The organism is Leptospira selangorensis (assembly GCF_004769405.1).
Taxonomy (GTDB): domain Bacteria; phylum Spirochaetota; class Leptospiria; order Leptospirales; family Leptospiraceae; genus Leptospira_B; species Leptospira_B selangorensis.
On the sequence record NZ_RQES01000019.1, the window covers coordinates 452,796 to 478,636 of the forward strand.

The window sequence follows — 25,841 nt, forward strand, 5'->3', positions numbered from 1 at the left end:
TTCCCTGATAGAGAAGAAGCCTGAAAGATCGGTTAATAGTGATTACATTTCTGCTGTTTCGTTCTCTTCTATAATGGACCAAGCGCCGGTAATCTTATTCAATTTGTATTTATAAGTTAGCTGCTTTCCACAGGTACTTATACTTCTGCTTAGATTACGGGTCCTTAATACTGTTCCGTTCAACTTTAGTTCTAGATCCAAAGCGGTTCCGAAACAATTCGTGTTATATAACTCCACGGTGAATTCATGCTCCGAACCAACGCTCATTGCATTGTTCAGATTGATCTCAGGTCCAGTATAAACATCCGCTTCCGGATTTGTTGAGAAGAACTCTTGTCCGTCCATTAGGAAACGGACTTTATCATCCACTTTCCCTAGTTTTGCAGTGAATACCTGAGGATTTTCAGAATAAGTCGCCTCACAATCTCTTTGGTCATACACTGTAGTATAACTCATCTTAGCAACAGATCTGTCTTTCAGATAATTTAAAGTATAAGCGATTGGAACTCCAGGGTTAGCAGCCGAATAATTTGCAGCTTCAGGATTTGCTAAGAAATTTCGGATCGCTTGGTACATACTTCCTGGACTAGCCGAGTCGGCAGCGCTAATTGGAGCCAGAGCCAGACCTGCATTTCCACCTCTTACGAAGTAAGAAATTCTGGTCCTGTCTAAGATCTGCTCGTGAGTTACTGAAACTTCTCCGCCGATCGGAGGAACTGGAGAAACTGCGGAAAGAATTCCAGGATCCCAAGCAACTTCTAATGCTGTTTTAACTTGGAGTGCAGTATATTCTGATTCCAAAAGGAAATAAACCGCTCTTCCGTAAGATACTTTAGAAACATATAATGGAGGATTATTTGCCTCGATCTGTCCTTCAGGATCTTGGAAATTAGCTCCGTCTCTGAAAACCGATGTGGAAAGTGTAGGATCTTCGAAGTTTACGTCATAAAACTTCTGAGTGAACTTCATCAAGATATAGTTCTTTTTACCCAGATTGTCGATTCCTAAGCTTACTTTCAGGCCAACATCGGAGAAACGAGCATCCAATCCAAGATTGAATAATAGATGATTTTCGTTATAAACTTGCTCAACGCTAAAAGAAGCGTCCGCTGCAGTTCCTACCACATCTGTGGATAGAATATCGTGGATCCCTTGTTGGATATTGGATGCGCTTACCTGAGGTAATTCCTTGGAGTAAACCGCATTCGGAGAAAGTTTTAAACCGGTTAGGAAAATTTTACCGCCTGCTCTTGGAATGGTAACTGGAGTATAACCTCCCGCTTCCAAAAACTTACCTTGTAATACTGCGCCCGGATAAATTACCTCGGAGCCTTGGTTCAGAATTGCTCTGTCAACAAGACTTCTTATCTCGGAAGCTCCCCACTTAGTAGTGGTACAAGCATAATGACCGGTCTTAGAATCCGGAACCGGGATACCCGCAGGAAAAGGTGTAATCGCTTCTTTGCTGGAGGAGGAAAGAGCCTTACCAAACGAAGGTTCTGTATATAAATCGCCTGAGCCTGCAATTTTAAGAGCTCCAGGACCTGTTTCTTCTATTTGTTTAGAAGTGCCTGAGCCTGCTAAAAAGCCTAATAAACCGCTTAAGTTGGATTGATTTGGGGAACAACTCGCTAAATATCCTGCGGTTAAAACCACAGCGACAGACGGTTTGATCCAATTTTTCACTATATTCATCTTTCAAAATACCCTGTTTCTATTTCAGTGCCTACAGATTTATCTGCCCAAATTATTGTAGCAAGCGCTAAAATGAAATTATGATATTTTTATTTATTATTAAAACATAATATATAAGAAGAATGAAAAACGAGATGTAAGTCTTCTTGATATAAAGTAAGAGATGGCTGAAAATATAAGTAGGATTTAAGCGCTTATTTTTGTAAGGTTTTTCAGTGAGAATTCGAGAGAGGAGAGGAATAAGAAAAGTAGAAGGTCGGCTGGTTAAGGACCTTCTACTTGCAAAAGTATATTATTTTTTTATAAAGGTAAGGAAATGTTCCACTTCTTTTTTGGAACCTACAACGAAGGTTGTTCTTTCGTGTAGTTCTTCCGGTTCTAAGTCCAGGATCCTTTTTCCTTCTACAGTAACTGCCATTCCACCCGCTTGTTCTGCGATCAGAGCCATAGGAGCTACTTCATATAAAAGTCTCAATTTTCCTTTCGGATATTTAGAGGATTTTGTATCGTTCGGATATAGGAAGATCCCGCCTTTCAAAAGGTTTCTGTGGAAGTCCGCTACAAGAGAACCGATATAACGTAAGGATTGAGGTTTACGTCCGCCTTCGATTGACTTAATGTTTCGGATATAATTTTTCACTTCATCCGACCAATAGTCATAGTTACCTTCGTTAATGGAATAGATCCCACCTGACTCGGGCATTTTCATTTCCGGATGTGAAAGTATAAATTCTCCGCAAGAAGGATCTAATGTAAAACCCGAGACTCCTTTTCCAACACAAAGAACAAGCATAGTAGAAGATCCGTAAACGATATATCCAGCTGCTCTTTGTTTAGATCCTTTTTGCAAAAGATCTTCTTTGGTTCCAGGAGTTCCTTGAGGAGAAATTCTCAAATGAACTGAAAAAATAGTACCGATGGAAACGTTAGCATCAATATTGGAAGAACCATCCAAAGGATCTATAGCGATAGTATATTTACCAATCTTGTATCCTGTTGGGATTGTGATGATATCTTCCTGTTCTTCGCTTCCCATCACACATAAGTGTCCGCAACGGGTGAGAGTATGAGTAAAAATTTTGTCCGCGTATTCGTCCAGTTTCATGACTGTTTCGCCCTGGACATTCGTTTGGTCCGTTGCCCCTAAGATATTTTCTAAAAGACCCGCTTTTCGTACTTCTCTAGAAACAACTTTGGCAGCGTATACGAGATGGCTCATGAGTGCAGTAAAATCCCCTGTTGCTTGGGGAAGTTTGAGTTGTTCCTCGATCAAATATTGGGAAAGACTCATTAATTGGGTAGGGTGGGCGCTCACGGCGGTTTCTCCTTTTTGCTTTTTAGCTCTACCGGATATAAAATCGCTCCTGGGCAGGTTGACAAGCCTGAAAAAGTTGGTTTTTAGATGGGTATCCGGTCGATATCTCTATAAGAGATGGAAACAGCGAATCAGAAGCAGCCTATCCCGGATGTGTTCGAAGAATTTACGAACCAGTTCTTACGTGATGTTAAAAATTCACTTAGCACTGAAATGGTTTTGACCCATTTTTATTTCCAGGATCTTTCCCAGTATTTCAAATTATTGGGAGAACAAAAGTCAGGGGAAATTTTAGAAGAATTAAAATCGGTCATCCAAGCCCATCTTCGCCCTTACGATAAATTGTACGTTTTAAATTCCAGGTCCTTCTTAACATTCTGTCCTGATTGTAGATTAGATATCGTAAAAAGTAGATTCGATGAAGTCATTTTCCAGGTGAACCATCTCATCATCGACTATGAGATTAAATTTCTCGAATTCACTGAACCTTTAGATTCATTCCAGCCTGTTTACGAAAAACTTCTGAAAGCCCATTTCTAAAAAAAAAACTCTCTCTTGAAAATGAACGGTTGTACCGTAAATTGAAACGTATTGGGGGAGAAGATGAAAGACAGGGCGAAACAATTTAAGGCAACCTTGGAACGTTATATTAATTACCGTGGAATAGATATCATCCTAACCCTAAAAGATGGAACCGTGATCGAGCTGGATAAAAATAGAAAAATGAACGGCGACGTGGTGATTAAAAACGGTGATTTCGGAATAGAAGCGGAAATTGAAATTTCTTCCATCCAAAAAGCGGATTTTTTTGCAGCTTAAACCGATCTTTAGTTCTTGTCCGACCTAATTTTCTAGATTACAATTCTTCTCCGCGAGCGGGAGGAATTATGGAAGCAATAGGATTGGTCTTCGTGGCCGGTTTTGTCGGAACCATTTGTATGTCTCTTTCCATGTGGTCCATTCACTATGCAGGATCTGTAAATGCAGATATGATCCGTGCCGTAGGGAGTTTTTTCACAAAGGATATGAGTAGGGCCCTGGTTCCAGGGATAATCACTCATATTATCGTTGGGCTTATTTTTGCATTTCCATATGCTTTCCTGATCAGCCTGGCTCCCCATATTTTGATCGCTTCTATTGTGACAGGAGGGGCGGTAGGATTCTTCCATGGATATTTGGTAGGTTTCCTTCTGGTTGTATTGGTAGCGAGAAATCACCCAATGGAACAATTTAGAGAAGCAGGGATCAGCGTAGCAGCTGCTCACGTTTTCGGGCATTTGATTTACGGAGTGGGAATCGGAGTCATACTTGGTTTATACGGGTATAACTGGACCTCCATTTTGACCATGTAAGGTCATTTTGGGGTTTTCTAGGTTTTGAGCCTGAAAATCGGCCAAATGACCTTGACTTCCAACCCGGTCAACAGAAATTAGTAAATACGGGGTACTTTGTCCCCAGACTCCGGACCTCTGTTCTTTTCAGTGGTCGGTATCGTTTTTTTGCGATATTGTTTATCCGGTCCTAAAACAATCCAAACAGGAGAACTCCACCGAATGGTAGGAATCATTGTAAAGGAAGGCGAGTCCATCGAATCCGCTCTCAAACGTTTTAAGAGAGATTGCGCTAACGCCGGAATCATGAGCGAGATCAAAAGACGTGAATTCTACGAAAAGCCTAGTATCAAAAAGAAAAAGGCTCTAGAATCCGCAAAACGCAAATTAGAAAAGAAAAAACGTCTCTTCTCCCGTAAAGACCGCGGTTAATCCCCGGTCTTAGGTTCCTAAGAGATAGGGGAACGGGCATGTCCCTGCAATTAAAAATTAATACCGACCTGAAAGAGGCCATGAAAGCAAAACAGGAGCCTCTTCTCTCCACCTTACGCCTACTCAAGGCTGATATCCAATACGAGCTTACGAAAAACGGAGCCCAGGAATTGAGCGATGAACAAGTCATCGTATTGATTAAACGTGGGTATGTAAAACGTACTGATGCAATCCAGATGTACGAAAAAGCAAATCGTAATGATCTCGCGGAAAAAGAAAAGGGTGAGGCTGAAGTCTTAAAATCATATCTTCCACCTGATGTGCCTGAAGATCAAATCATCGCCGCTGTAGAAAAATTCGTCATAGAACTCGGAGCTTCCGGACCCAAAGACATAGGAAAGGTTATGGGAAAAGTTATGGCTGAGTTTAAAGGCGCGAACATAGACGGATCAAAGGTTTCTGCGATCGTAAAATCTAAACTTTCCTAAGCAGGCTAACCTTGCAGTTCCAAAGGGAATTTATCGACCGTATTCGTAGGGAAGTTCCCATCGAAAGTTTTATCAGTCGATTTGTACCCTTACAAAAAAGAGGGAGAAACATGGTGGGCCTATGTCCATTCCACCAAGAAAAATCTCCTTCTTTTAATGTCTCCGTAGATAAACAATTCTATCATTGTTTCGGATGTAAGGCATCGGGAGATCTATTCCAATTCGTAATGAGTTACGAAAGAGTGGATTTCCAAAGAGCTAAAGAAATCCTTTCCGAGTATTCCGGCATTCCAATCCAGGAAAAAGCAAAAGAAGAAGTAGAAAGAACTGAACTTCTTTATAAAGTAAATAAGAAGGCACTTCTATTCTTCCAAGAAAATTTGCGAGGACCGCAAGGTTTGGCAGCAAGGGAATATTTGAATTCTCGAGATCTTGGAGAAGAGATCCAAAAATCATTCCAACTTGGATATGCCCCAGGTGGATTTAATCATTTAGCCGGAAAAGTTTTTAATACAAAAGAAGAGATCAGGGCTGCTTTGGAAGTAGGCCTAATCCGTGAATCCGAAAAAGGTAAAGAACCTTATGATTTTTTCAGGGATCGGATCATGTTCCCTGTTTTCGATCTTTCTGGCAGAGTAATCGCATTTTCAGGAAGAATTTTAGGCCCGGGAAAAGAGTCTAAATATGTGAACAGTCCTGCTTCTTCCATATTTGATAAAGGAAGAACGTTTTATCATCTTCACCAGGCAAAAGAATCCATCCAAAAATCCAGAACCTCAATTTTAGTGGAGGGATATTTGGATGTGATCGGTCTCGTAGATAAGGGCTTAGAAAACACTGTTGCGTGTATGGGAACCGCTGTGACTGAAAATCATATCCGGACCATGAAGAAATTTTCCGACAAATTCCTCCTGGTTTTGGACGGGGATTCTGCAGGTAGAAAAGGTGCGTTGCATGCTGCGGAACTTTGCCTGAAAGAAGGACTGGATTGTTTTGTTATACTATTACCGGAAGGAAAGGATCCTTTCGATCTTTCTAAGGAATTGAACCGCCAAGAATTGCATAAACTTTTGGAAAACCAAATCCCAGCTTCTTCCTTTGTGGTTGAAGAACTTCTGGATAAAGCGGATTCTCGCGCTCTTCCGGAAAAGAAAAGAAGGGCATTGGACAATCTGTATCAATTCCTGAAAGGGTTCAATCGGGACTCAGATAAGGAGTTTTTTCTGGGTCTTGGAGCAAGAAGGCTCGGGATCAGTATGGATGCAGTTTTGCGAGATTATAAGGGTGGAGGAGCCAAGTTTGCCAACCCTAAATCCGATAATAATAAGGATAAATCCGCCAAACGTGTATCAGGCCCGAATCCTGCCGAAAAATGTGAAAGAGAGATCATTGCCTTACTCGTGAAGGCTAATCATTTATTCCGTTTTTCCGAAGAATTATCCGGGTTGGAATTCTTGGACTCTAAAAGTGCGTTTTTATGGGACTTTATATATACGAGATACGCAAGCGAAGAAGAAGTTTCTCCTGCTTCCGTTATTTCATCGGAGATCCCAAACGAATTTAAGGAATTTATAGCTCCTTTTCTGATCTCAGAAGCGGATATGAGTCCCGAGGATTCCGTGAAGGTGTTCAAAGGATTACTAAATCAACAGAAACTTTTCGTGATCGATAAGAGAATGGAAGAGTTGGATTCGGGTTCACCTATGGATGATCCCGAACATTTTACTAAACTGGCATATTATAAGACCGAGAAAGCAAAATTATTGGAATTTATCCGTAATGAAAACTCGGGCGTAAGATAGATAGGGGACCGCAGAATGGAAAATCTACAAAGCATGCCGGAAGTGCAGAAGATCATCGCGATAGGAAAAGCAAATAGCGAAATTTCCTATGACGAGATCAACGAGATACTTCCGGATAAGATCTTAAACTCAGAGAAGATTGACGATGTATTCACACTTCTTCATGAGATGGGAATAGAGATCGTAGAAGAATATACTAGAAAATCTTTAGAGCCGGCTACTTCTATCCTGCCTAAAGATGATCCGGCTCTTCCGGTAAAACCTGCTCGCAAAAAGAAGGAAACAGCATCTTCTGCAGGCGGTTCCGAAGACCCGATCCGTTTGTATTTAAAAGAGATCGGAAAAGTAAATTTGATCTCCGGAGAAACGGAAGTATTTCTCGCTAAAAAGATAGAGAAGGGTGAGAAGATCATAGAAGAGACAATCTTAGGTTCTTCTATCCTTAGAGCGAACTTCATCAAACTTCTTCCTAAGATCCGTAGTAAAAAGACTAAGGTGTATGATCTTGTTCGAGTAGACAAGATGTACGCGATGAACGCGGAAGAAGCGAAGAAGTTAGAAGAACTTTTCTTCAAAAACATCTCCGTTATCCAAGAACAAGAAAAAGTTTTACAAGAAGCTCAATCCAGGATCCGCAAATATTCCGAGAACTCTAAAAAATACAAAGAGTTCAAAGAGAAAATCGATATTTCGAAAGGTATCATTGATACAGCTGTAAGGGAACTTGGAGTTTCTCAGAAAGAGATCCAGAAAATTTCCCAAAAGATCAAATCCATGGTCTTCAGGATCAAGGAGATCGATCGTCATTTCTTAAAGATCAAAGCTCAATACGGTTACGACGTAAAAGATATCAAAGCGTTTAACCGTTTCATCGAGAAGAATGAAAAGTTAGAAGATATCGAAAAGATGATGGGAGTCTCTATCGACGAGGTTCGCGAAGTTATCAAGGATATCCGTAACAACGAGCGTAAACTTCGCCGCATGGAACAAGAAGCCGGTTCTTCTGTCCAAGAAATCAAAGACTGGGGCGAAAAGATCATCAAAGGTGAAAGAGAGATCGCTCAGGCCAAAAAGGAACTTGTAAAAGCAAACCTAAGACTTGTGGTTTCCATCGCGAAACGTTATGCAAACCGAGGAATGCATTTCTTCGATTTGATCCAAGAAGGAAATATCGGTCTAATCAAAGCAGTAGATAAATTCGAGTATAAGAAGGGATATAAATTCTCCACTTATGCTACTTGGTGGATCCGCCAGGCGATTACCCGTGCTATTTCAGACCAAGCAAGAACGATCCGTGTTCCGGTTCACATGATTGAACAAGTGAATAAGGTAATTCGTGAAACTCGTTTGTTTGTTCAAGAATTTGGTCGAGATCCTTCCAATGAAGAAATTGCAGAACGTTTAGGCTGGCCTGTTCAAAAAGTAAAAGCAGTTAAGAACGTTGCTAGAGAGCCAATCTCTCTAGAGATCCCAGTCGGTTCCGAAGAAGATTCTGAACTCGGAGACTTTATCGAGGACAAGGATGTGGAATCTCCGGTGAACTCTGCTGCTTCCAGTATCTTGGCAGAACAGATCAGACAGGTCCTTCATACTCTTCCTGCAAGGGAACAGAAAGTGATCCGTATGCGTTTCGGTTTGGATGATGGTTATCCTCAAACCTTGGAAGAGGTCGGTTATCAGTTCAAGGTAACCAGAGAAAGGATCCGTCAGATCGAAGCAAAGGCACTTCGAAGACTAAGACACCCATCTCGTTCTAAAAAACTGAGAGACTATATCGATTAAGAGACGCTGAGGTATAAAGAGTCGCAAAGAATTGTCCCACGCAGAGGCGCGGAGACACAGAGGGGTAACTTTAATTAACTTCTCTGCGACTTTGCGGCTCCGCGTGCAAAATCTCAGCGTTCTCTCTAAACTCTGCGCCTTATTTACCGTCGTAGGTGGATCGAAGTGACTCGATCAGTTCGATTGCTTCGGATTCTTTTTCCTTTCTTTGCGCTTCTTTCCAACCGAGTTGTTTAGCTAAAATCCGTGAAACAGGTGTTGCGAGTTTTGTCGAAAGTTTCAGATCTAAGAATTGGATCCTGAATCTTCTGGCAAGAACGTCCGTGACTGTGAGTGCAAATTCCTCTTTTGCGAACCATTCCACTTCTTCTTGGAAATATTCCACACCCTTTAAGAGAGGAGTCGGTTTTTTACCAAGGATGATGAAAACTTCTCCACCATAAAAGTTTTGAAGACGTTTTGCGGAAGTCTCGCTGACCTTATACATTTTCTGGATTTCTTTGTATAAGTTTTCGGAATATCCCACTTTTCCAGGGAAAGCATATTTTGCAGTTCTGCTAGATCCGAATTCTTCTAGGGAAGCTTCTTTTAAAACTCTATCGATCAGGTCCTCGGACATTTTTCTGTAAGTAGACCATTTTCCTCCACCCATGGTGATAAGCCCTGAAGGGGAAACTAGGATCACTTCTTCCCTAGAGATACTTTTTGTATCTTGGTTTCCTTCCGGCGAGATAAGAGGTCTGATCCCGGAGAAGACTGAAATGATATCTTTTCTTTGTAGAGGTTTAGCTAAATAGTCGGAACCCGTTTGTAGTAGGAATTCCACCTCCGATTCTAACGGGAGTGGATCTTGGCTGACTTCATGGATAGGTGTGTCAGTCGTTCCTAGGATTACATGATCTTCCCAAGGGATAATAAATACTACACGTCCGTCTTTTGTTTTAGGAATGATGAGTGCAGTATTACAAGAAATGGTTTCCTTTTTGAAAACTAAGTGAATCCCTTGGCTAGGAGAAAGTACACGATAGGTTCTTGGATCGTCTTTTAGTCGAATATCGTCCACCCAAGGTCCGGTCGCGTTCACTACGGTTTTTGCTTTTACGTTATAGGTTTCTCCACTTAGGAGATCTTTTACTTTTCCACCTACAATTTTGCCGTCCTTCTTCTGGAAAGATAGAAGTTCGGTTTGATTTAGTACCAAAGCGCCTTCTTTGGATGCAGCACGTGCCAGGTTTACATTCAGTCTTGCGTCATTGAACTGAGAATCGTAATATAAGATCCCGCCCGTTAGGCCCTTGGTTTGGAGAGCTGGAAAATCTTTTTCTACTTCTTCCTTGGAAACTCTTTTGTGAGAAGGAAGATTTCCTTTCCAAGCCAGGATATCGTACATAGTCATTCCAATACTGTAATACGGTTTTTCATACAATTTGTATGTGGGAAGAATGAATGGAAGTGGTTTGACCAGGTGAGGCGCGTTTTCCAAAAGTCTTTGTCTTTCGGTGAGCGCCTCGTGTATCAGTTTGAAATGGAATTGAGCGAGGTAGCGAACCCCACCGTGTATTAGTTTTGTGGAACGAGAAGAAGTTCCGGAAGCAAAATCTGATTTTTCTAAAAGTGCAACTTTGAGTCCTCGAAGGCTCGCGTCCAGGGCTGCTCCGGCTCCGGTGGCTCCACCCCCCAAAATCAATAGGTCGAATTGTTCTTCTTTTAATTTTTCAAACCGGCTTTTGCGATCGTGTTTTTGCATGTACAAGGTCTTCCTGCTTTACAGGCTGATTTCGGTGGGTGAAATTGCAATAAAAGAGCCAAATGGAACCTAAAAAACAAATCGAATTGATACGACGCGGGACAGTCGATCTCATCAGCGAAGAGGAACTTACCTCCAAACTTACCAAAAAAAAGTCCTTAAAAATCAAAGCTGGTTTCGACCCTACAGCTCCGGATCTTCATCTGGGGCATTTCGTTTTACTTAGAAAATTGAGGCATTTCCAGGATCTGGGGCATGAGGTGAATTTCCTTTTAGGGGATTTTACGGCTATGATCGGAGATCCTACAGGAAAATCAGAAACCAGAAAAAGACTCTCTAAAGAAGAAGTTCTGAAAAACTCGGAAACCTACCAAAGCCAAGTTTTCAAGGTTTTGGATAAGGAAAAGACCAAGATTGTTTATAATTCCCGTTGGTGTTCCGGGATGAATTTCGAGGATGTTTTGGTTCTCACTTCCAAATACAGCGTAGCGCAGATCTTGGAGAGAGATGATTTCAGCAAAAGATATAAAGGCGGACAACCAATCTCTCTTATCGAGTTTCTCTATCCACTTGTGCAAGGTTACGACTCCGTAGAAATGGAGGCGGACGTAGAACTTGGTGGAACTGACCAAAAATTCAATCTTCTAGTAGGAAGAGAATTACAAAGAGAATACGGAAAAGAAGCACAATGTGTGATCACTCTTCCTCTTCTCGTCGGTCTGGACGGGGTCAAAAAAATGTCCAAGTCTCTCGGAAATTATGTAGGAATTACGGAAGAGCCGATAGACATGTTCGGAAAATTAATGTCCATTTCAGACGATCTGATGTGGAATTATTTCGAATTGCTTACGGATCTTCCTATGGAATCAGTCGGAGAACGCAAAAAAGGGATCCAATCCGGAGAATTACATCCTAAAGAAGTTAAAACAGAACTTGCGAAATTAATAATGGACCAGTTCTCTTCTTCCGATGCGAATTCGGAGGCGATTGAAGAATGGAATAAGGTCCATAATCCGAAAGCAAGGGCTATCCCGGAGAATATTCCGGAAACAAAATTAGGTCCCGAATTTTTCCAAGAATCCGAAACTCCTCAACTGATCTGGGTGCTCGCCAAACTGGGATTCGTTCCTTCTACCTCCGAAGCGAGAAGGTTAATCAAGTCCGGGGGGATTTATGTCGACGAAGAGAAACTTTCGGATGAAAAATTTACTGTGAATAAAAACGCAGAATACTTGATTCGCCAAGGCAAAAAAGGAAAATTCATCCGTCTGGTCAGTTGACCGAAATCAGAACATGCTCAGCGAAGAAGAATCCACAGTACTTTCCAAGACGATCAAAGAAATCCAGGACAACGAAGTAGAATCCGAAGTCCTGGAAAAAAAATTTCGTCAGATCCGGATCGGTTCCTCCGTTTTCTTTTTCCTGATTTTGAGCATCACCACTGTTTTTGCTTTGGCAAGAAGATTGGATTCTCTCCAAAACACTGTCCAAAAACAAAATGAAGTCATCTCCGTTCTTTCCGAAGACATTACAAGTTTAAGATTAGAAGAACAACAAAGAGAAGAGGAAGTCCTTCGTTTCAAGTCATCGATTTTGGATGATGTTCCTGACGGCGATCTAAGTGAAGAAGTTAATAAGAACTTAGGTTCTCTACAAGCAATCATTCCTAAACCGGGAACAGGTAAAAATATAAGCAGGGGAAATCCTAATTTTAAGGAAATCTCTCTCACTTTTGATTTAGGAACCGGGGAAGATCTACAAATACTTTATGAATTTATGATGCGGTTCCCGATTAAGGTTACCCTATTCGTTTCCAATGAGAATCCAGCTAAAAAAGGAGGATCTTTATTCTCCAAAACCAACCTGGTCTATCTCAAAAAATTAGCTGCATTAGATGGAAGAGTAGTTTTTGGAAATCATACCTGGAGCCATTTCAATTTACCTAGAAGTTTAAAAGAACCTTCTCTCAGAAAAAGAGCATTACTTAGCTATGTTGCTGATGAGATCCCGGATTTTAATCTTCTTCTGGAAGAGCTAACTTCCGTTGAGGATAAATTTAAGACCATCACAGGACTTACTCTTACTAAATATTATAGATTACCTTATGGTGCAGTAGACCAGATCATTTTGGATGTATATGCTACCCAGGGTTATGAAAATCATATTTTCTGGAGTAATAATACGGTAGGTTCTTTGGATGTACCTGACTTCGTATATAAAAAGTACATTACCAAAAAAGATCCTGGGACCGGAAAAACAAAACTAGTACAAAATCCTCATTATAAAACCAAAGAAGAAATGTTGGACTTTTTGTATCGCTGGGAAGCTGCCGACAAAAATGGAATGAACGGTGCAATTATTTTGATGCACTTAGGTTCGCCTAGACAATCCGAAAAATTGATCTATATTCTTCCTGATTTTATCCAGGCGATGTTAAACAAAGGTTATAAATTTACAACTGTTCCGGAAGTATTGAACGAAAAGCAGGATTGACGAATCCCGCTCTTCGTATTTATCTTACTTCTTCTTTTTCCCTTTATTATTCGTTGAAATCTGTTCAGGCTCACTGGAAAATTCTCGGCTTGGAAAGTAGACAGCTCCTCTATGTGATCCTTTTTTCTTATCAAAAATCCGATCTAACCATGCCTGAAACTGTTTCCTTTTCGATGAGAACCAATTCTGGAAATTATAAAGGTGAAGATAGAAGACCGGCACCATGAGAAGTGTGATGATACTTGCAAATGCAAGTCCCCAACCGAATGCCAATGCCATCGGAACTAAGAATGGATCATAACCTCCGATACCGTATGCTGTAGGCAAGAGTCCTAAAACCGTGGTTACAGTTGTCAAGGTCACGGCTCTAAGTCTTAAATTTCCTGTATCTATCAGGATATCCTTAATATTCTTATTCGGATTTTCTCTACGCAAGGTATTCGCAAAGTCCACAAGTACGATAGAGTCGTTTACTACAACTCCCGCAAGACCTACAATTCCAAGCATTGCTAAAAATCCGAAAGATTCTCCATGACTTACGAATGCTAAGATCACTCCAATAAAGGAGAAGGGGATGGCACTTCCTATCACGAGAGGTTGCATCAAGGATCCGAATTGGGAAGCGATGATGATGTACATGATGAGTAGGGCCATTAAGAATAGAAACCCTAAAGATCCCATAGATTCTTCCGTATCCTTGTTCTCTCCACCGAAACGGACAATATAACCCGGATATTTATCTATGATCTTTTCTTCTTCGGCTATTTTTTTCGCGAACGCATTTGCTTCACTTGAGTTTGCTTGTTTTCCGCCGGCTAAGTTTGCAGTGACGGTGATCAGTCTTTTTCCATCCAAGTGATTGATATTGGAAACACCCGGAAGTCTTTGCATAGTTACCAAGCGGGAAACTGGGATCATTTTTCCGATAGAATTTGAAACATATACATGATTCAAACTATCCACAGACTTTCTATAGGATTCCGGAAAGCGTACTTTTACTTCTACTTCTTCGTCCGTTCTTTTGATCTTTGTAGCAACAGTTCCTTGGAAAGCGGTATTGATTGCTTGGGCAACTCTGAATACGGAAACCCCGGCAGTGGATGCAAGTGATTCGCTTACTCGGATCCGAACCTCATCTTTTCCTTCGTTGAAGTCATCTGCGATATCAGTGACTCCTCTTACTCTTTCTAATACACCTTTGTATTCTGCCGCAATTTTAAGAAGAGTATCGTAATTATCTCCTCTTATCTCGATCGCTACCGGTTTTCCTACTGGAGGTCCTCCGGATACTTTTTCATATTCTAAAGCGATTAGTTTTCCTCTAAGAGATTCGAATTCTTCCGGGATCACCGTAGGCTCAGGAATATCACAAGGATTTTTGGTTACTTCCGCCTCTTTCTGGATCTTCTCTTCTTCAATTTTGCGAGAAGTTTCATTGAGTAACCAAAGAGTTTTTCTCCTGAGTTTTTGTATGATATCGTCCGTTTTGTGGCATTTTTTACGATTCTCTTCCGCAGTTAAATAAGCCATTACCATTCCGTAATGTTTTCCTCTTTTGGTGAAAGGATCATTCGGATTGGCTTGGATGATCCCCACTCGAGTCGCATAATTCTCCAGATCTTCTTGAGGAACTTTTGCGATCTCTTTTTCGATCACCTCTAAATAACGATAGGTTTCATTTAAGCTGGCACCGGTTTTCGCAGTAACCTTTACGTAGAATTGATCTACAGAACCTGGGAATAATTTAAATTTGGAGAATAGAAACTGTATGATAAAACTCGCGATTAATAAGGCAACAATCCCGATTGTCATTTTCCAAGGATTGTTCAATGCAAATCGAAGTGCAGGAACATATTTGGTATTTCTGAATTTAGAGAACCATCCTGATTCTTCTTTGATCTCGCCTGCTTTTACTCCACCCTTATTGATATCGTATAAGTGGTTTGGAAGAATAAAGAATGCTTCCGCGAGCGAGGCGCAAAGTGCTATGATCACAACAAGTGGAATACTAAATACGAACTTACCGAAAATTCCCGGCATGAATAGTAGGGGAGCGAATGCAGCAATTGTTGTAGTAACAGTCGCAGTCACTGGAGAAACCACTTCTAAGGTTCCTTTTAGAGTAGCCTCGTAAGGTGGAAGTCCTTCTTCTATATATCTATATACGTTCTCGCATATAATGATCGCATCATCCACCAGGATACCTACGACCAAGACTAGTCCAAACATTGAGATCAAATTTAAGGTCAGACCAAATTGATCCATAATGAAGAATGTAGCCCCGAAAGAAACCGGTATTCCGAGTGCCGTCATAAGGGCTACTCTCCATCCTAAAAAGAAGAATAGAGATCCGGTAACTAAGATCATCCCGAATGCTGCGTTTGAGATTAATACGTTTAACCTACGTCGGATATACTTAGAAAGATCATTTACGAATGCGTATTGGAATTCAGGAGATCCCTTACGGAATTTTTCTACAGTGGACTTTACATTGTCCACTACCTTGATGGCATCTGCACTTTGTCTTTTTAGAACGGTAAGAGCAACGGTTTTAGTTCCGTTTACATTTTCAATATAATCGGCTTCTCTTAAACCTTCTGTAACTCTTGCAATATCCTGGATACGGATCGCATTTCCGATCTCATTTCCTCTAACATGTACTTTGGAGATCTCTTCAGGGGTATCAAATTCTCCGATGGTCCTAAGGATAATCTCCTTATCCAGACCGGTGATATTTCCACCGGGAACGTTTACGTTACGATTCCTTAATGCACCTATTACATCTTGGCCTGTGAGATAAAAACCGAATAAACTATTCGGAAGAATATCCACTTGCATCTCGGTCTCTCTCCAACCTCTACGAGAAACCTTAGCAACTCCTGAAATATCCAAAAGTGCTTGCTCTACTATTTTTGCCTGAGCACGTAACTTTTTCTCTGCCTCTACTGATCCATCATCATCCTTTAATGTGATAGAAACCTCGATCACCGGAGTCCTTGCGGTTGTGATCTCTGTTACAATTGGATCTTCGACTTCTTCTGGAAGATCTTCTACCCTGTCTATGGCGGATTTAATATCATCCACCACCTTTTGGGTATCCTTCGTGTCAGGATCTAAAGTGATTACTATTCCGGATCTACCTTCGATAGAAGCGGATCTATATTCTTTGATCCCATCTACTTCTTTGATCGCTTTTTCAAGTGGGTTAGTGACTAACTTTTCTACCTCTTGGGGAGAAGCACCCAGATATAAAGTGGAGATAGAAACTATATCGAAGTTGATATTCGGGAAGGCTTCTCTGTTCATCTTAACTGCAAGAAAACTTCCTGCAAGAATGATTAGAACAGTGAGTAAATTTACGAAGATACTTTTCGAGAGGAAATATTCGATGATACTTTTCATAGGTGTATTCTGCTTAAAGGTTAGGGGAGAAGTTTTTTAGTCCAGGATAGGACCGCTTAGTTCCATGGAGTCATTGAACCCGAACATTTTTGTACTCTTTAATCTATCTACGTACAAAACTCCGTGTAGGTGATCGCATTCATGTTGGTATACGATTGCGGAATATCCCTCGATGGTTTCGTCGTGGGTACTTCCTTTTTCATCCATCCAACTCATTTGGATCTTATTAGGTCTTTCTACATAACCTCTCATGCCGGGAACGGAAAGACAACCTTCCCAGTTACCGTCTACTGATTCAGTAATTGGTTTGATAACTGGATTGATCAGTATCCTTTCCGGAACTCTGGAGGGACTGTCATCTTCGGGATCGGAACCTACTACCACGATCTTCTTCATGATACCGATCTGAGGAGCCGCAAGGCCAACTCCATCTGCATGTCTCATTGTATCGAACATGTCCCGGATCAACTTTTTGAACTCTTTGGTCCCCAGCTCGTCCGGATGAACATCGTCGCTGGTCTTTCTTAGAAGTGGATCGCCGATTTTGAGAATTTTACGTACTGACATTTTTCAGAACCTTGTCCTAGAGCTATCCTTCACCGGTTTTTGCCCACCAGATTTTAAGAATGGTTCTAGGATTTTAGACAGCATTCCAGTGGTCGGTTCTGAAAATCTTGGATTTTGAGCTTCCCATCTAAATACCGAAGTTCCGACGGAAATGTTTTGTAATATTTCCGCTTGGGTTTCCAAGGGTCCAACTGTTCTAGGAAGAAGGATACCAACAGCACATTTCGCCTGTTGGGAGTATAGATCTTCCTTTTCCAATCCGTTCCAAAGCTTTTCTAAACCGAATGGGTCAAAAAAGAACTTAGGGATTTGGGTTAAATTCCGTAAAAACCAATCCGTTTTTTCCAAAAGTGAAGCAGAATATCCGGACACAGGCAAAGGGTTAGGGAAAATCAGAAATGCAGAAAGTATTTTGTCGTTAGGTTGGGTCAGAAGTGGCCAGATCAGTCTCGCTGAAAATCCTTCCGCAATTAGAATTTGTTTCTTCTTTCTTTTCTGAAGAAAATCCAGGATTTCGATATTTGAAAATCCTGAGAATTTTTCAGGACCTTCTGCCACGGTTAGATAATATTCGGAAGAAAGTTCCGGGCTAAAGGATCGGTCGAAAGAATGTAAGGGGTCCCGGAGCCAAAGCACCTCGTCTTTTTTGGGATTTCCCCGGCTGGTAAAAGTCCAATGATTCTCTCGCATTAGTCTTGACAGTGATTAGGAAAGGAAACTATCTATTAGGTTCGGCTGAGAGTGGTGGAGACGAGGGGAATCGAACCCCCGACCTTTTGAATGCCATTCAAATGCTCTCCCAACTGAGCTACATCCCCTTCGATTCCAAATTGGTCTCCTTGGGCATGCTGTCAATAGATATTATTAGGAGCAATCGGATGAGCGATTCCGTCGAGGAACTACAGAAAAAAATAAAAATCCAAAACGATATCATCAAAGGTTATGAAAAAGTTTTGAGATTGAACGAGCAGGAGTTGGAAAATGCGGATGAGATCATTCGTATGTACGAAACAATCATTCAATACTCCGGACAAGAATTAAAAGATGTTAAAGAAGCTTTCGACGCAACTTCAATCGTAACTAACTTATCCAGAGACGAATTAATTTCCGCAATGAATCGTATCAAAGAACTTGAACACGCTAATAAAAGATTAAGGGAAGAATCCCTTAAATTCCAATCCTAATTTTCCGACCTTGACCCAGATAAAAAAACAGGAGACCCTACTTAGAAGTCGAAGTGACGGTTCCTTCTTTCTAGAAGAAGGTTTAGGGGTCTCCTCTATCTTTGATAGTTTTCTGAGAGAGGCGATTGCACTCACTCATGCAGATCTAGGCGGCATATTTTCCACAACAGAGTCCGCAAATATACGACAAATCTCGGGTCGTAATGAAAAAGAACTGATCGAAGCTGCTCACTGGGCATTCTCACAATCCGGAAAAGATCTACTTTTAGAAAGAGGTAAAACACCTCCTTGGGCAAAATCACCTAGCAGTTATCCACTTTTAGTAGTTCGATTAAAAGTGGATGATCTGGATTCTAGTTTAAAAGCAAATCGAGCAAGTTATGCGGTTTTAGTTTTGCAAGGTAAGACGACTGCAGATCGTTTTTCTAAAACTGATTTTGAACTTCTTCGTACCACCTGCAAAACAGTCGGGAGATTATTAAAAGAATCTCATGTATCCGGGGATGCTTCCTTAGTAACTCTTTCTTTACTCGCTACCACTCAGTTAGTATTAGAAGCTGCGCAGGCAAAAAGACAATCGGAACGTTTCGACTTTTTGCTTACTGAAGTGATCCGTGTTTCCGGACTTATTAATTCTTCTTTAGATCTTTCTCAGTTATTAGAAGCAATCATGCTTTCTTCTAAGACCGTATTTAGAACGGAAGCATGTAGTGTTCTTCTTTTGGATGAATCCAAGGAATATCTATACTTCCATACGGTTCTTGGCGAAAAAAGTGAAGCTGTTACTAAGATGCAGGTTCCTGTCGGAAAAGGTGTGGCAGGATTAGTTGTCCGAGAACGTAAACCTATGATCATCAATGATGCCCAAAATGATGATCGGGTTTATAAAGAAGTGGATAAGGCCTCTCAATTCACTACTCGAAATATTATGGCTGCTCCTTTAGTTGCAAACGACGAAGTTATCGGTGTAATTGAAGCGATCAATACTGTAGATAGAGAAAAGTTTACAGGAGAAGATCTTGAACTTTTCCTAAGCTTTTCAGGAACTTCTGCGTTAGCCATCCAAAAGACAGGGCTTCTTCAAAACTTAGAGAACGCAAACAAGGATCTTCGTAAAAAAGTCTCAGAGTTAGAGTCCTTATTCGATCTATCCCAAGCGGTTAGTCTTTCTACAAACAGGTTAGGTTTGGTCCGAAAATCCATCCGATTGATTATCAGAGAGTTGGATGCGAGTGTTGCAGGCATTTTCTTATACAGTCTTTCTAAAGAAAATTTTATCAACTGCGCCTATTATGACGGAAAATCGGAAAAGATAGATAGGGTTTTAGAAGAGGAAATTTCCGGGACTCAGGTCTTATCTAGTATAAAAGAAGGTCTTCCTGTCTTAAAAAGGGATATTTTGGACCAACCGTTCCCTCATGAGTTGGACAGAAGATACCTAAAAGGTTCTTATATTATTGTTCCGTTATTCTTGTCCAGTGGAGAACCTTACGGGGCCTTGACTGTTGCAGATAGAAAGGATAAACTTTCTTATCAGGATTCGGATTTCCGATTATTACAGACCATGGCTTCCCAGTTTACAAAGGGATTTGAAGCTTTCCGTTTGAGAAATGAGATGTTGGAGAAAAAAGCGATCCAACAAGAAATGGAAATTACCCGGAAGATCCAACAGAATATTCTTCCTTCCGAAAAAGTATTTCATTCCAATTTTGATCTAGGTATCCTTTCTGTTCCGGCAAAAGATGTGTCCGGAGATTTTTATGATTATTACCAATACAGTGATGGTCAGTATTCATTTCTAATCGCAGATGTTTCCGGAAAAAGTTTGCCTGCGGCTCTTTTTATGGCGATGAGCTCTTCTATCATAAGAACTCTTGCTAGAAATCATGATCTAAGTCCGGAAGAAATTTTAAGACAAGGAAATGAGTTAATTTTCGAAGATTCTCATTTCGGAATGTTCGTTACTGCATTTTTCATTCATTATAATCCTTCTATGTTTACGATAGAATATGCATCCGCAGGTCATAATGATCAGGTCTGGATCAAAGAAGATGGTTCTTACGAATTATTAAAAGGACAAGGACCTCCTTTAGGTGTGATCCCGACTGCAAAATACAAGGGTGGAAATTTTACGGTCAAGCCGGGAGATATTTTTGTTCTCTATACGGACGGAGCGGTAGAAGAAAAAGACGCCCAAGGAAACGAATTCGGTCTGGAAAGAATGATCGAAGAGATCCAATCCAGAAGACATCTTCCCGCCCAAAAAATTGTAGAAGAATTATACGCCACAATTCGTTCCTTCTCCTCCGGAAAAGAACCTTTCGACGATTTCACTGTGCTTCTATTGAAGTACAATAATGATTTCCAATTTTTCAGGACTTTCGACGCGAATACCGGTCAAATCCCTATCTTCCGAGAATTTATTTATGATGCGATCAAAGTTAGGAATTTGCCTGATTTTTTAAGAGACGATATTCTTTTGGCGGGGGATGAGGCGGCTACGAATATCGTAATGCACGGTTATAAGGATACTCTGCTCAGAAATCCGAAATTCGATTGTAAAATTAGGTTCACTGAAGATTCTATCACGATCGTCCTGACTGATTCCGGAAAAGGATTCGACAGAACGAATGTGAAAGACCCGTCCATAGAGGAAAACCTCACCGGAAAAAGAAAAGGCGGATTCGGTGTGTATCTGATAGAGACATTAATGGATGTGGTGGATTATAAAATGGAAGAGGGAAGAAACATACTCACCCTCCAGAAATTTTTCCGCTGAACTATGAGGGCAAAATGGAACTGACGGTAGAAATAAAAGGGAACTCTAGAGTGATCCACCTTATCGGGAATATGGACGTTCATAATACCCATAGGATCGAACAGGCGTTCATGGATCATATCCGTAAAGCCACAGAGCCCAATATCGTCTTAGATATGTCCAATGTGGAGTTCGTTTCTTCCGCAGGTTTAAGAGTCATCGTTGGTTCCTTAAGAGTTTGTAAGGAAAGAGAGATCCAACTCAAACTTGCGGCTTTAAGACCGGCAGTTCGTAAGGTTTTCGAGATCATTGATATGGATTCACTTTTTAAAATTTACGATACGGTAGATTCTAGCCTCCAATAAATCCTTCTACCGAACCGCGGTTTTTGGCTTTCCTCCCTGGCCTTTCTTTAAAAACTGTGTACCGTATGTCGGAACAAGCGTACTCTATAAATAATCCGTTTCAATCTTCTGATCCATCGGAATCCCAACCCGTTTCCAGTATTTACGACGATGCCAATGCAATGGGCAAAGAGTTATTGGAGAAACCTCTGCAAGGAGGTGGAACGGATCGGATCCTAGTACAACATTCTAAAGGAAGAATGACTGTTTGGGAAAGGATCAAAGTCCTTACCAATTCAGAACCCAATATTCTCTACCAAAACTGGGGAAAAAATTTAGATGGGGCTTCCTTAATCACAGGTATTTTAAATATCAACGGAAGGGACGTAGCAATCTACGGACATGACTTCACTCTCAGAGCTGGGTCCATGGACGCTACTAACGGAAACAAACTCGCAAGACTCATATACATGGCGGGTGAACATGGTATTCCTCTAATCGGAATGAACGACTCAGCAGGTGCATATGTTCCTGCTGGAGTGGGTGGTCTGGACGGATATTCCGAAGCATTCACTGCGCTCAGAAAGATCAGCGGTGTTGTTCCAAGCTTAATGTTAATGTTTGGATTTAACGCGGGTGGTGGAGCTTATCTTCCAAGACAAGGTTCCTTCATGATCCAACCGGAGAATACATTCTTTGGTCTGACGGGACCTGGAGTTGTTAAATCGGTTTTAGGTGAAGACATCAGCGCTGATGATCTGGGAGGACCAAAAGTCCACGGACAAAGCGGAGTAGTTGATTTAGTCACTAATGACGAGTTAGGAGCTTTAAGAACGGCACTCAGACTTCTATCTTATCTTCCTGATAATAGTTCAAGTGCTGCACCTTTCCATCCGACTTCTGATCCTACTGACAGATTTATTTATGAAGAAGAGATCTTATTCAAAAAGACATTCAATTCTCCAACAGGGATGAATACTCCATTCGATATCACATTATATATTCAGAATATTTGTGATCATGGACAGTATTTCGAGATCCAACCTCAAAGATCTAGAAACTTAGTCACCGCATTCGGTAGATTGGGTGGACATGTGGTTGGTTTCGTAGCGAATAACTCAGCAGTTTCTTCCGGTCAGATAGATATCGGTGCGGCAAGAAAAGGTACAAGATTTATCCGCTTCTGTAACGTGTATAATATTCCTTTAGTATTCTTAGAAGATACCACAGGATTTTTACCAGGAAAAGAGCAGGAACAAAACGGTATCGTTTTAGAAGGAAGAAAACTTTTAGATTCGATCATCGATATCCGCACTCCAAGATTAACTCTTATCATCAGAAACGCATTCGGTGGAGCTTACGCAAGTTTTAACTCTTACCATACGGGCGCGGACATGGTATTTGCACTTCCTACTGCAAGGATTGCAGTAATGGGACCTGCAGGTAAGGATTACGTTTACAAAGACGAGATCACTGCCATCCAAAAAGAATATAAGGAAAATCTAAAAAATGGTGCATCTGAAAAAGATGCCGCTGCGACCAGGGATAAAAAACTTCAACTTCTCTCTCAAAAATACGAGAAAGAACTGATGAACCCTAAAGAAGCATTATCTTTAGGATCTGTTTCCAGGATTGTTCTTCCGGGAACCACCAGAAACATCCTATTCAAAAATTTAGATTATTTAATCCGACACTACAAACCTGGACCGATGTCCGGACCTCAAAGGGAATTCGAGTAAACACAGATGATCGACTACCAAAATCGGCGCATTACATTTCGTGAATCTACTTCTCCTTGGATCCATTCTTTCTCCTTAGAGACGATCAAATGTCTGATCGTTTGCCGGGGACCAGTTCGAAAAGAGGCAATGGAAATTTTCGACGAGATCGGGATCAGAGAATACGGTATCTTACTTTCAGAAAAAGATTCGGTCGTTTATCCAATGGCACTCGCTCCGGAGCTTAGAGATTTTAGGTTTCCTTCTAATATCCACAGAGTTCCAGATTATATGGGAGCAGGTGCGGAAGAAAAAGCTGCAAGGATCAAACAAATCATCCAAATCGCAAAAGATAATGGATACACTCATATCTTTGCCGGTTACGGATTTATGGCAGAAGATTCCGAATTCATCGAGGCAATCGAAGAGAGCGGAATTACATTCATGGGACCTTCTTCTCATGTGGCTCACCAAGCGGGTTCTAAAGACGAGGCAAAAAAGCTTGCTCGTAAACTGAACGTTTCCGTAACCCCGGGTGTAGATACGATATCTGCAACTTGTCTTCTTAAAAAAGCAAAAGACGAAAAAGCGTTAGTTGCTCTGGCTAAAGAGAAAGGATTAAACTACACTTATAATTCTTCCATCTCTATAGAAGAAAACGCAGAGGCATTATTATATGCCGGTTACGAAAAGATCGTAGAATTAGTAACTATTCCTGAATTACAAGCTCAGGCAGAAATTGAAACTGCAGAGATCTGGAAAAAATACCCAAGCAATCGTATTCGTTTCAAATACGTGGGCGGTGGTGGTGGAAAAGGCCAAAGGGTAGTTTCCAAACCGGAAGAAGTAAAAACTGCAGTTCAAGAAATATTATCAGAATCTAAAGTAACAGCTCCAGGTTCTAACAGAAACTTTTTGATAGAATTAAACATCGAAAAAACCAGACACAATGAGATCCAGTTGATCGGTAACGGAGAATGGTGTTTGGCTTTAGGCGGAAGGGACTGTTCCGTTCAGATGCACGAACAAAAACTTCTGGAAATCTCTCTTACTCAAGAGCTTCTACAAAACGAGATTGCTGTTCTGGAAAAAACATCTCCTAAAAAAGCGGAGATCATGAAAGCGGATCTTCAGGTCCTGAAAGAAATGGAAGAGCAATCCGAAAGATTCGGAGAAGCAGTCGCACTCAATAGTGTTTCCACTTTCGAGTTAATTGTAGAAGGGACCAACCACTTCTTTATGGAGATGAACACAAGGATCCAGGTGGAACATAGAGTTACAGAGATGGTATACTCTTTGAAGTTCATCAATCCTGAGAACAAATCCGAATTTTTTATCGTGGATAGCTTGATCGAGGCAATGGCACTTCTTGCCCTTCATGGAAAAAGACTGCCTAAACCAGAACGTGTAGTCAGAAATATTTCCGGCGCAGAAGTTCGTATCAATGCTACAAATAAAGCGATCCAACCTCACGCAGGCGGGGTCATTTTAGGCTGGTCCAAACCTTTACCGGAAGAGATCAGAGATGATCAAGGAATTTCAGTTAGAAACCCTGATACTGGTTTATTCGTACATTATAAAGTAGCTGGTGCTTACGACTCTAACATTGCTCTTTTGATTACTTATGGAACTAGCAGAGAAGATAATCTTCGTAAATTAGGAAACATACTCAGAAAGACTGAGCTTAGAGGTCAGGATCTACAGACCAATTTGCTTGTTCATTACGGTCTGATCCATTGGATTTTAGGAAAAGATCCTTTATTCAAACCTTCTACAGCATTTATGATCTCTTACCTAGCAGCAGTGGGTGCTTTGGAAAGTTTAGGCAAGGATATAGATCTGGAAGTTGCTTGGACAAAAACTCTTTCTAACGCTCCTGCAGAAGGGAAGAAGATTCTTTCTCGCAAATTAACTCTTATCACAAGACCTCTTGGTGAATTACTTGCAGATGCTCACGTTTTAGCGGGATTTTTAGGTTATCATGAGAATGTTTCCTGGAAAATCGAAAAGGATCAGGTGGTTTGGGTCCGAAATCCAATCCATATTCTTTCCGATCTTTACTATTATCTGCATATGGAAGGTGAATTACACCAATCTCCTTCCGAACAGATCTGGGACCATGACCAACAAGTTTTACAATCTGCATTAGCATTTTATAAAGAACTAGAAAAACTAACCGGCAAAAAAGCGGATTCTGCAGACTGGGACTCAGTATTTGCAGGTAAGGCTCCTGCTGGTGTAGAAACTTCGGTTTGGACAAATGCGATTTCCTCTCACAAAGGATTCCAAATCGGATTAGAATTACTTAAAATTATTCCAAACCTTGGGAATAAATCCGGTTTCTATAAATTAGGCGTGGATGAAAACTTAGAGCCGGTAATCCCTGAAGAATTTAAGAAGGCGGATACAAGAGACGCGTTCATCAAATTTTTGGCACCTGCTCCTAAAGCAAGTTCAGACGAGATTGTTTCTCCAATGGGTGGAATGTTCTATTCCAAAGAAGCTCCTGATCTTCCTCCAATGGTGCAAGAAGGGGAACATTTCAAAGCTGGCCAACCTTTATTCATCGTAGAAGTAATGAAGATGTTCAATAAGATCACTGCTCCATTCTCCGGAACTATCAAGAATGTAGTATTACAAGACAGTGATGGAAAGATCATTCAAAAAGGACAAACTATCTTCAAGATCGTTCCGGACGAGGTCGTTAAGATCGAAACTCCGGAAGAGATACAGGATAGAAAGAATAAGGTAACTTTCTCTCTACTTTAAGTTAAACTTCAAAG

The 25,841-nt window shown here is 40.9% G+C and carries 20 protein-coding genes and 1 tRNA gene; 14 read left to right on the top strand and 7 right to left on the bottom strand.

The features are described from left to right. Positions 1–42: 42 nt before the first annotated feature. The gene (locus tag EHO58_RS17235) at positions 43–1,695 is read right to left on the bottom strand and encodes a thiol-activated cytolysin family protein (protein ID WP_135680752.1); all 1,653 of its coding nucleotides are present in this window, start codon (positions 1,693–1,695) and stop codon (positions 43–45) included. A gap of 292 nt (positions 1,696–1,987) precedes the next feature. Next, on the bottom strand, positions 1,988–3,010 hold the full coding sequence (gene fbp / locus EHO58_RS17240; protein WP_135626634.1) for a class 1 fructose-bisphosphatase: 1,023 nt from the start codon (positions 3,008–3,010) through the stop codon (positions 1,988–1,990). A gap of 117 nt (positions 3,011–3,127) precedes the next feature. Between fbp and EHO58_RS17245 the strand changes: the two genes are divergently transcribed. The 7 genes from EHO58_RS17245 (at position 3,128) to rpoD (ending at position 8,845) form a co-directional block, all read left to right on the top strand. Beyond that, positions 3,128–3,550, top strand: a complete 423-nt coding sequence (locus EHO58_RS17245) for a hypothetical protein (protein WP_100705895.1) — start codon at positions 3,128–3,130, stop codon at positions 3,548–3,550. A gap of 63 nt (positions 3,551–3,613) precedes the next feature. Further along, positions 3,614–3,829 carry a hypothetical protein gene (locus tag EHO58_RS17250; RefSeq protein ID WP_086449339.1) on the top strand — a complete coding sequence of 72 codons (216 nt, stop codon included), beginning with the start codon at positions 3,614–3,616 and terminating at the stop codon, positions 3,827–3,829. A gap of 68 nt (positions 3,830–3,897) precedes the next feature. Further along, positions 3,898–4,362: a hypothetical protein gene (locus EHO58_RS17255; RefSeq protein ID WP_135626635.1), complete on the top strand. Its 465-nt coding sequence runs from the start codon at positions 3,898–3,900 to the stop codon at positions 4,360–4,362. Positions 4,363–4,563: 201 nt separating this feature from the next. Next, positions 4,564–4,773 (top strand): 30S ribosomal protein S21, encoded by a 210-nt coding sequence (gene rpsU / locus EHO58_RS17260; protein ID WP_008591132.1) that lies wholly within the window; start codon positions 4,564–4,566, stop codon positions 4,771–4,773. A gap of 38 nt (positions 4,774–4,811) precedes the next feature. Then, a complete protein-coding gene (locus tag EHO58_RS17265) occupies positions 4,812–5,261 on the top strand; it encodes a GatB/YqeY domain-containing protein (protein ID WP_100723936.1) in 450 nt (149 codons plus the stop codon). An 11-nt stretch (positions 5,262–5,272) separates the two neighbouring features. Beyond that, positions 5,273–7,063 carry a DNA primase gene (gene dnaG, locus EHO58_RS17270; protein ID WP_135680753.1) on the top strand — a complete coding sequence of 597 codons (1,791 nt, stop codon included), beginning with the start codon at positions 5,273–5,275 and terminating at the stop codon, positions 7,061–7,063. Positions 7,064–7,078: 15 nt separating this feature from the next. Continuing rightward, positions 7,079–8,845 (top strand): RNA polymerase sigma factor RpoD, encoded by a 1,767-nt coding sequence (rpoD, locus tag EHO58_RS17275; protein WP_008589554.1) that lies wholly within the window; start codon positions 7,079–7,081, stop codon positions 8,843–8,845. A 139-nt stretch (positions 8,846–8,984) separates the two neighbouring features. On the opposite strand, the gene EHO58_RS17280 is transcribed toward rpoD, so the two are convergent. Next, complete coding sequence (locus EHO58_RS17280; RefSeq protein WP_135680754.1) at positions 8,985–10,592, bottom strand: glycerol-3-phosphate dehydrogenase/oxidase; 1,608 nt, start codon at positions 10,590–10,592, stop codon at positions 8,985–8,987. A 62-nt stretch (positions 10,593–10,654) separates the two neighbouring features. On the opposite strand from EHO58_RS17280, the gene tyrS reads away from it, so the two are divergent. Both tyrS and EHO58_RS17290 read left to right on the top strand, forming a co-directional pair. Continuing rightward, positions 10,655–11,872: a tyrosine--tRNA ligase gene (gene tyrS, locus EHO58_RS17285; RefSeq protein ID WP_135680755.1), complete on the top strand. Its 1,218-nt coding sequence runs from the start codon at positions 10,655–10,657 to the stop codon at positions 11,870–11,872. 13 nt (positions 11,873–11,885) lie between these two features. Next, the gene (locus EHO58_RS17290) at positions 11,886–13,085 is read left to right on the top strand and encodes a polysaccharide deacetylase family protein (protein WP_135680756.1); all 1,200 of its coding nucleotides are present in this window, start codon (positions 11,886–11,888) and stop codon (positions 13,083–13,085) included. 24 nt (positions 13,086–13,109) lie between these two features. Here the strand turns inward: EHO58_RS17290 and EHO58_RS17295 are convergent, their stop codons facing one another. The 4 genes from EHO58_RS17295 to EHO58_RS17310 form a co-directional block, all read right to left on the bottom strand. After that, positions 13,110–16,487, bottom strand: a complete 3,378-nt coding sequence (locus EHO58_RS17295; RefSeq protein ID WP_135680757.1) for an efflux RND transporter permease subunit — start codon at positions 16,485–16,487, stop codon at positions 13,110–13,112. Positions 16,488–16,523: 36 nt separating this feature from the next. Then, a complete protein-coding gene (gene def / locus EHO58_RS17300; RefSeq protein ID WP_135680758.1) occupies positions 16,524–17,054 on the bottom strand; it encodes a peptide deformylase in 531 nt (176 codons plus the stop codon). Positions 17,055–17,057: 3 nt separating this feature from the next. Next, entirely contained in the window at positions 17,058–17,744 is a 687-nt protein-coding gene (locus EHO58_RS17305) for a hypothetical protein (RefSeq protein WP_135680759.1), read from the bottom strand. A 52-nt stretch (positions 17,745–17,796) separates the two neighbouring features. After that, a tRNA-Ala gene (locus tag EHO58_RS17310) sits at positions 17,797–17,872 on the bottom strand. Positions 17,873–17,932: 60 nt separating this feature from the next. Between EHO58_RS17310 and EHO58_RS17315 the strand changes: the two genes are divergently transcribed. The 5 genes from EHO58_RS17315 to EHO58_RS17335 all read left to right on the top strand — a co-directional run bounded on the left by EHO58_RS17315 (position 17,933) and on the right by EHO58_RS17335 (position 25,827). Further along, positions 17,933–18,238 carry a hypothetical protein gene (locus EHO58_RS17315; RefSeq protein WP_086448752.1) on the top strand — a complete coding sequence of 102 codons (306 nt, stop codon included), beginning with the start codon at positions 17,933–17,935 and terminating at the stop codon, positions 18,236–18,238. Positions 18,239–18,335: 97 nt separating this feature from the next. Further along, positions 18,336–21,017: a SpoIIE family protein phosphatase gene (locus EHO58_RS17320; protein WP_425269463.1), complete on the top strand. Its 2,682-nt coding sequence runs from the start codon at positions 18,336–18,338 to the stop codon at positions 21,015–21,017. A 14-nt stretch (positions 21,018–21,031) separates the two neighbouring features. Then, on the top strand, positions 21,032–21,361 hold the full coding sequence (locus EHO58_RS17325) for an STAS domain-containing protein (protein ID WP_086448750.1): 330 nt from the start codon (positions 21,032–21,034) through the stop codon (positions 21,359–21,361). Positions 21,362–21,426: 65 nt separating this feature from the next. Continuing rightward, complete coding sequence (locus EHO58_RS17330; RefSeq protein WP_135626644.1) at positions 21,427–23,079, top strand: acyl-CoA carboxylase subunit beta; 1,653 nt, start codon at positions 21,427–21,429, stop codon at positions 23,077–23,079. A gap of 6 nt (positions 23,080–23,085) precedes the next feature. Beyond that, a complete protein-coding gene (locus EHO58_RS17335) occupies positions 23,086–25,827 on the top strand; it encodes an ATP-binding protein (protein WP_135626645.1) in 2,742 nt (913 codons plus the stop codon). The last annotated feature ends 14 nt before the right edge of the window (positions 25,828–25,841 follow it).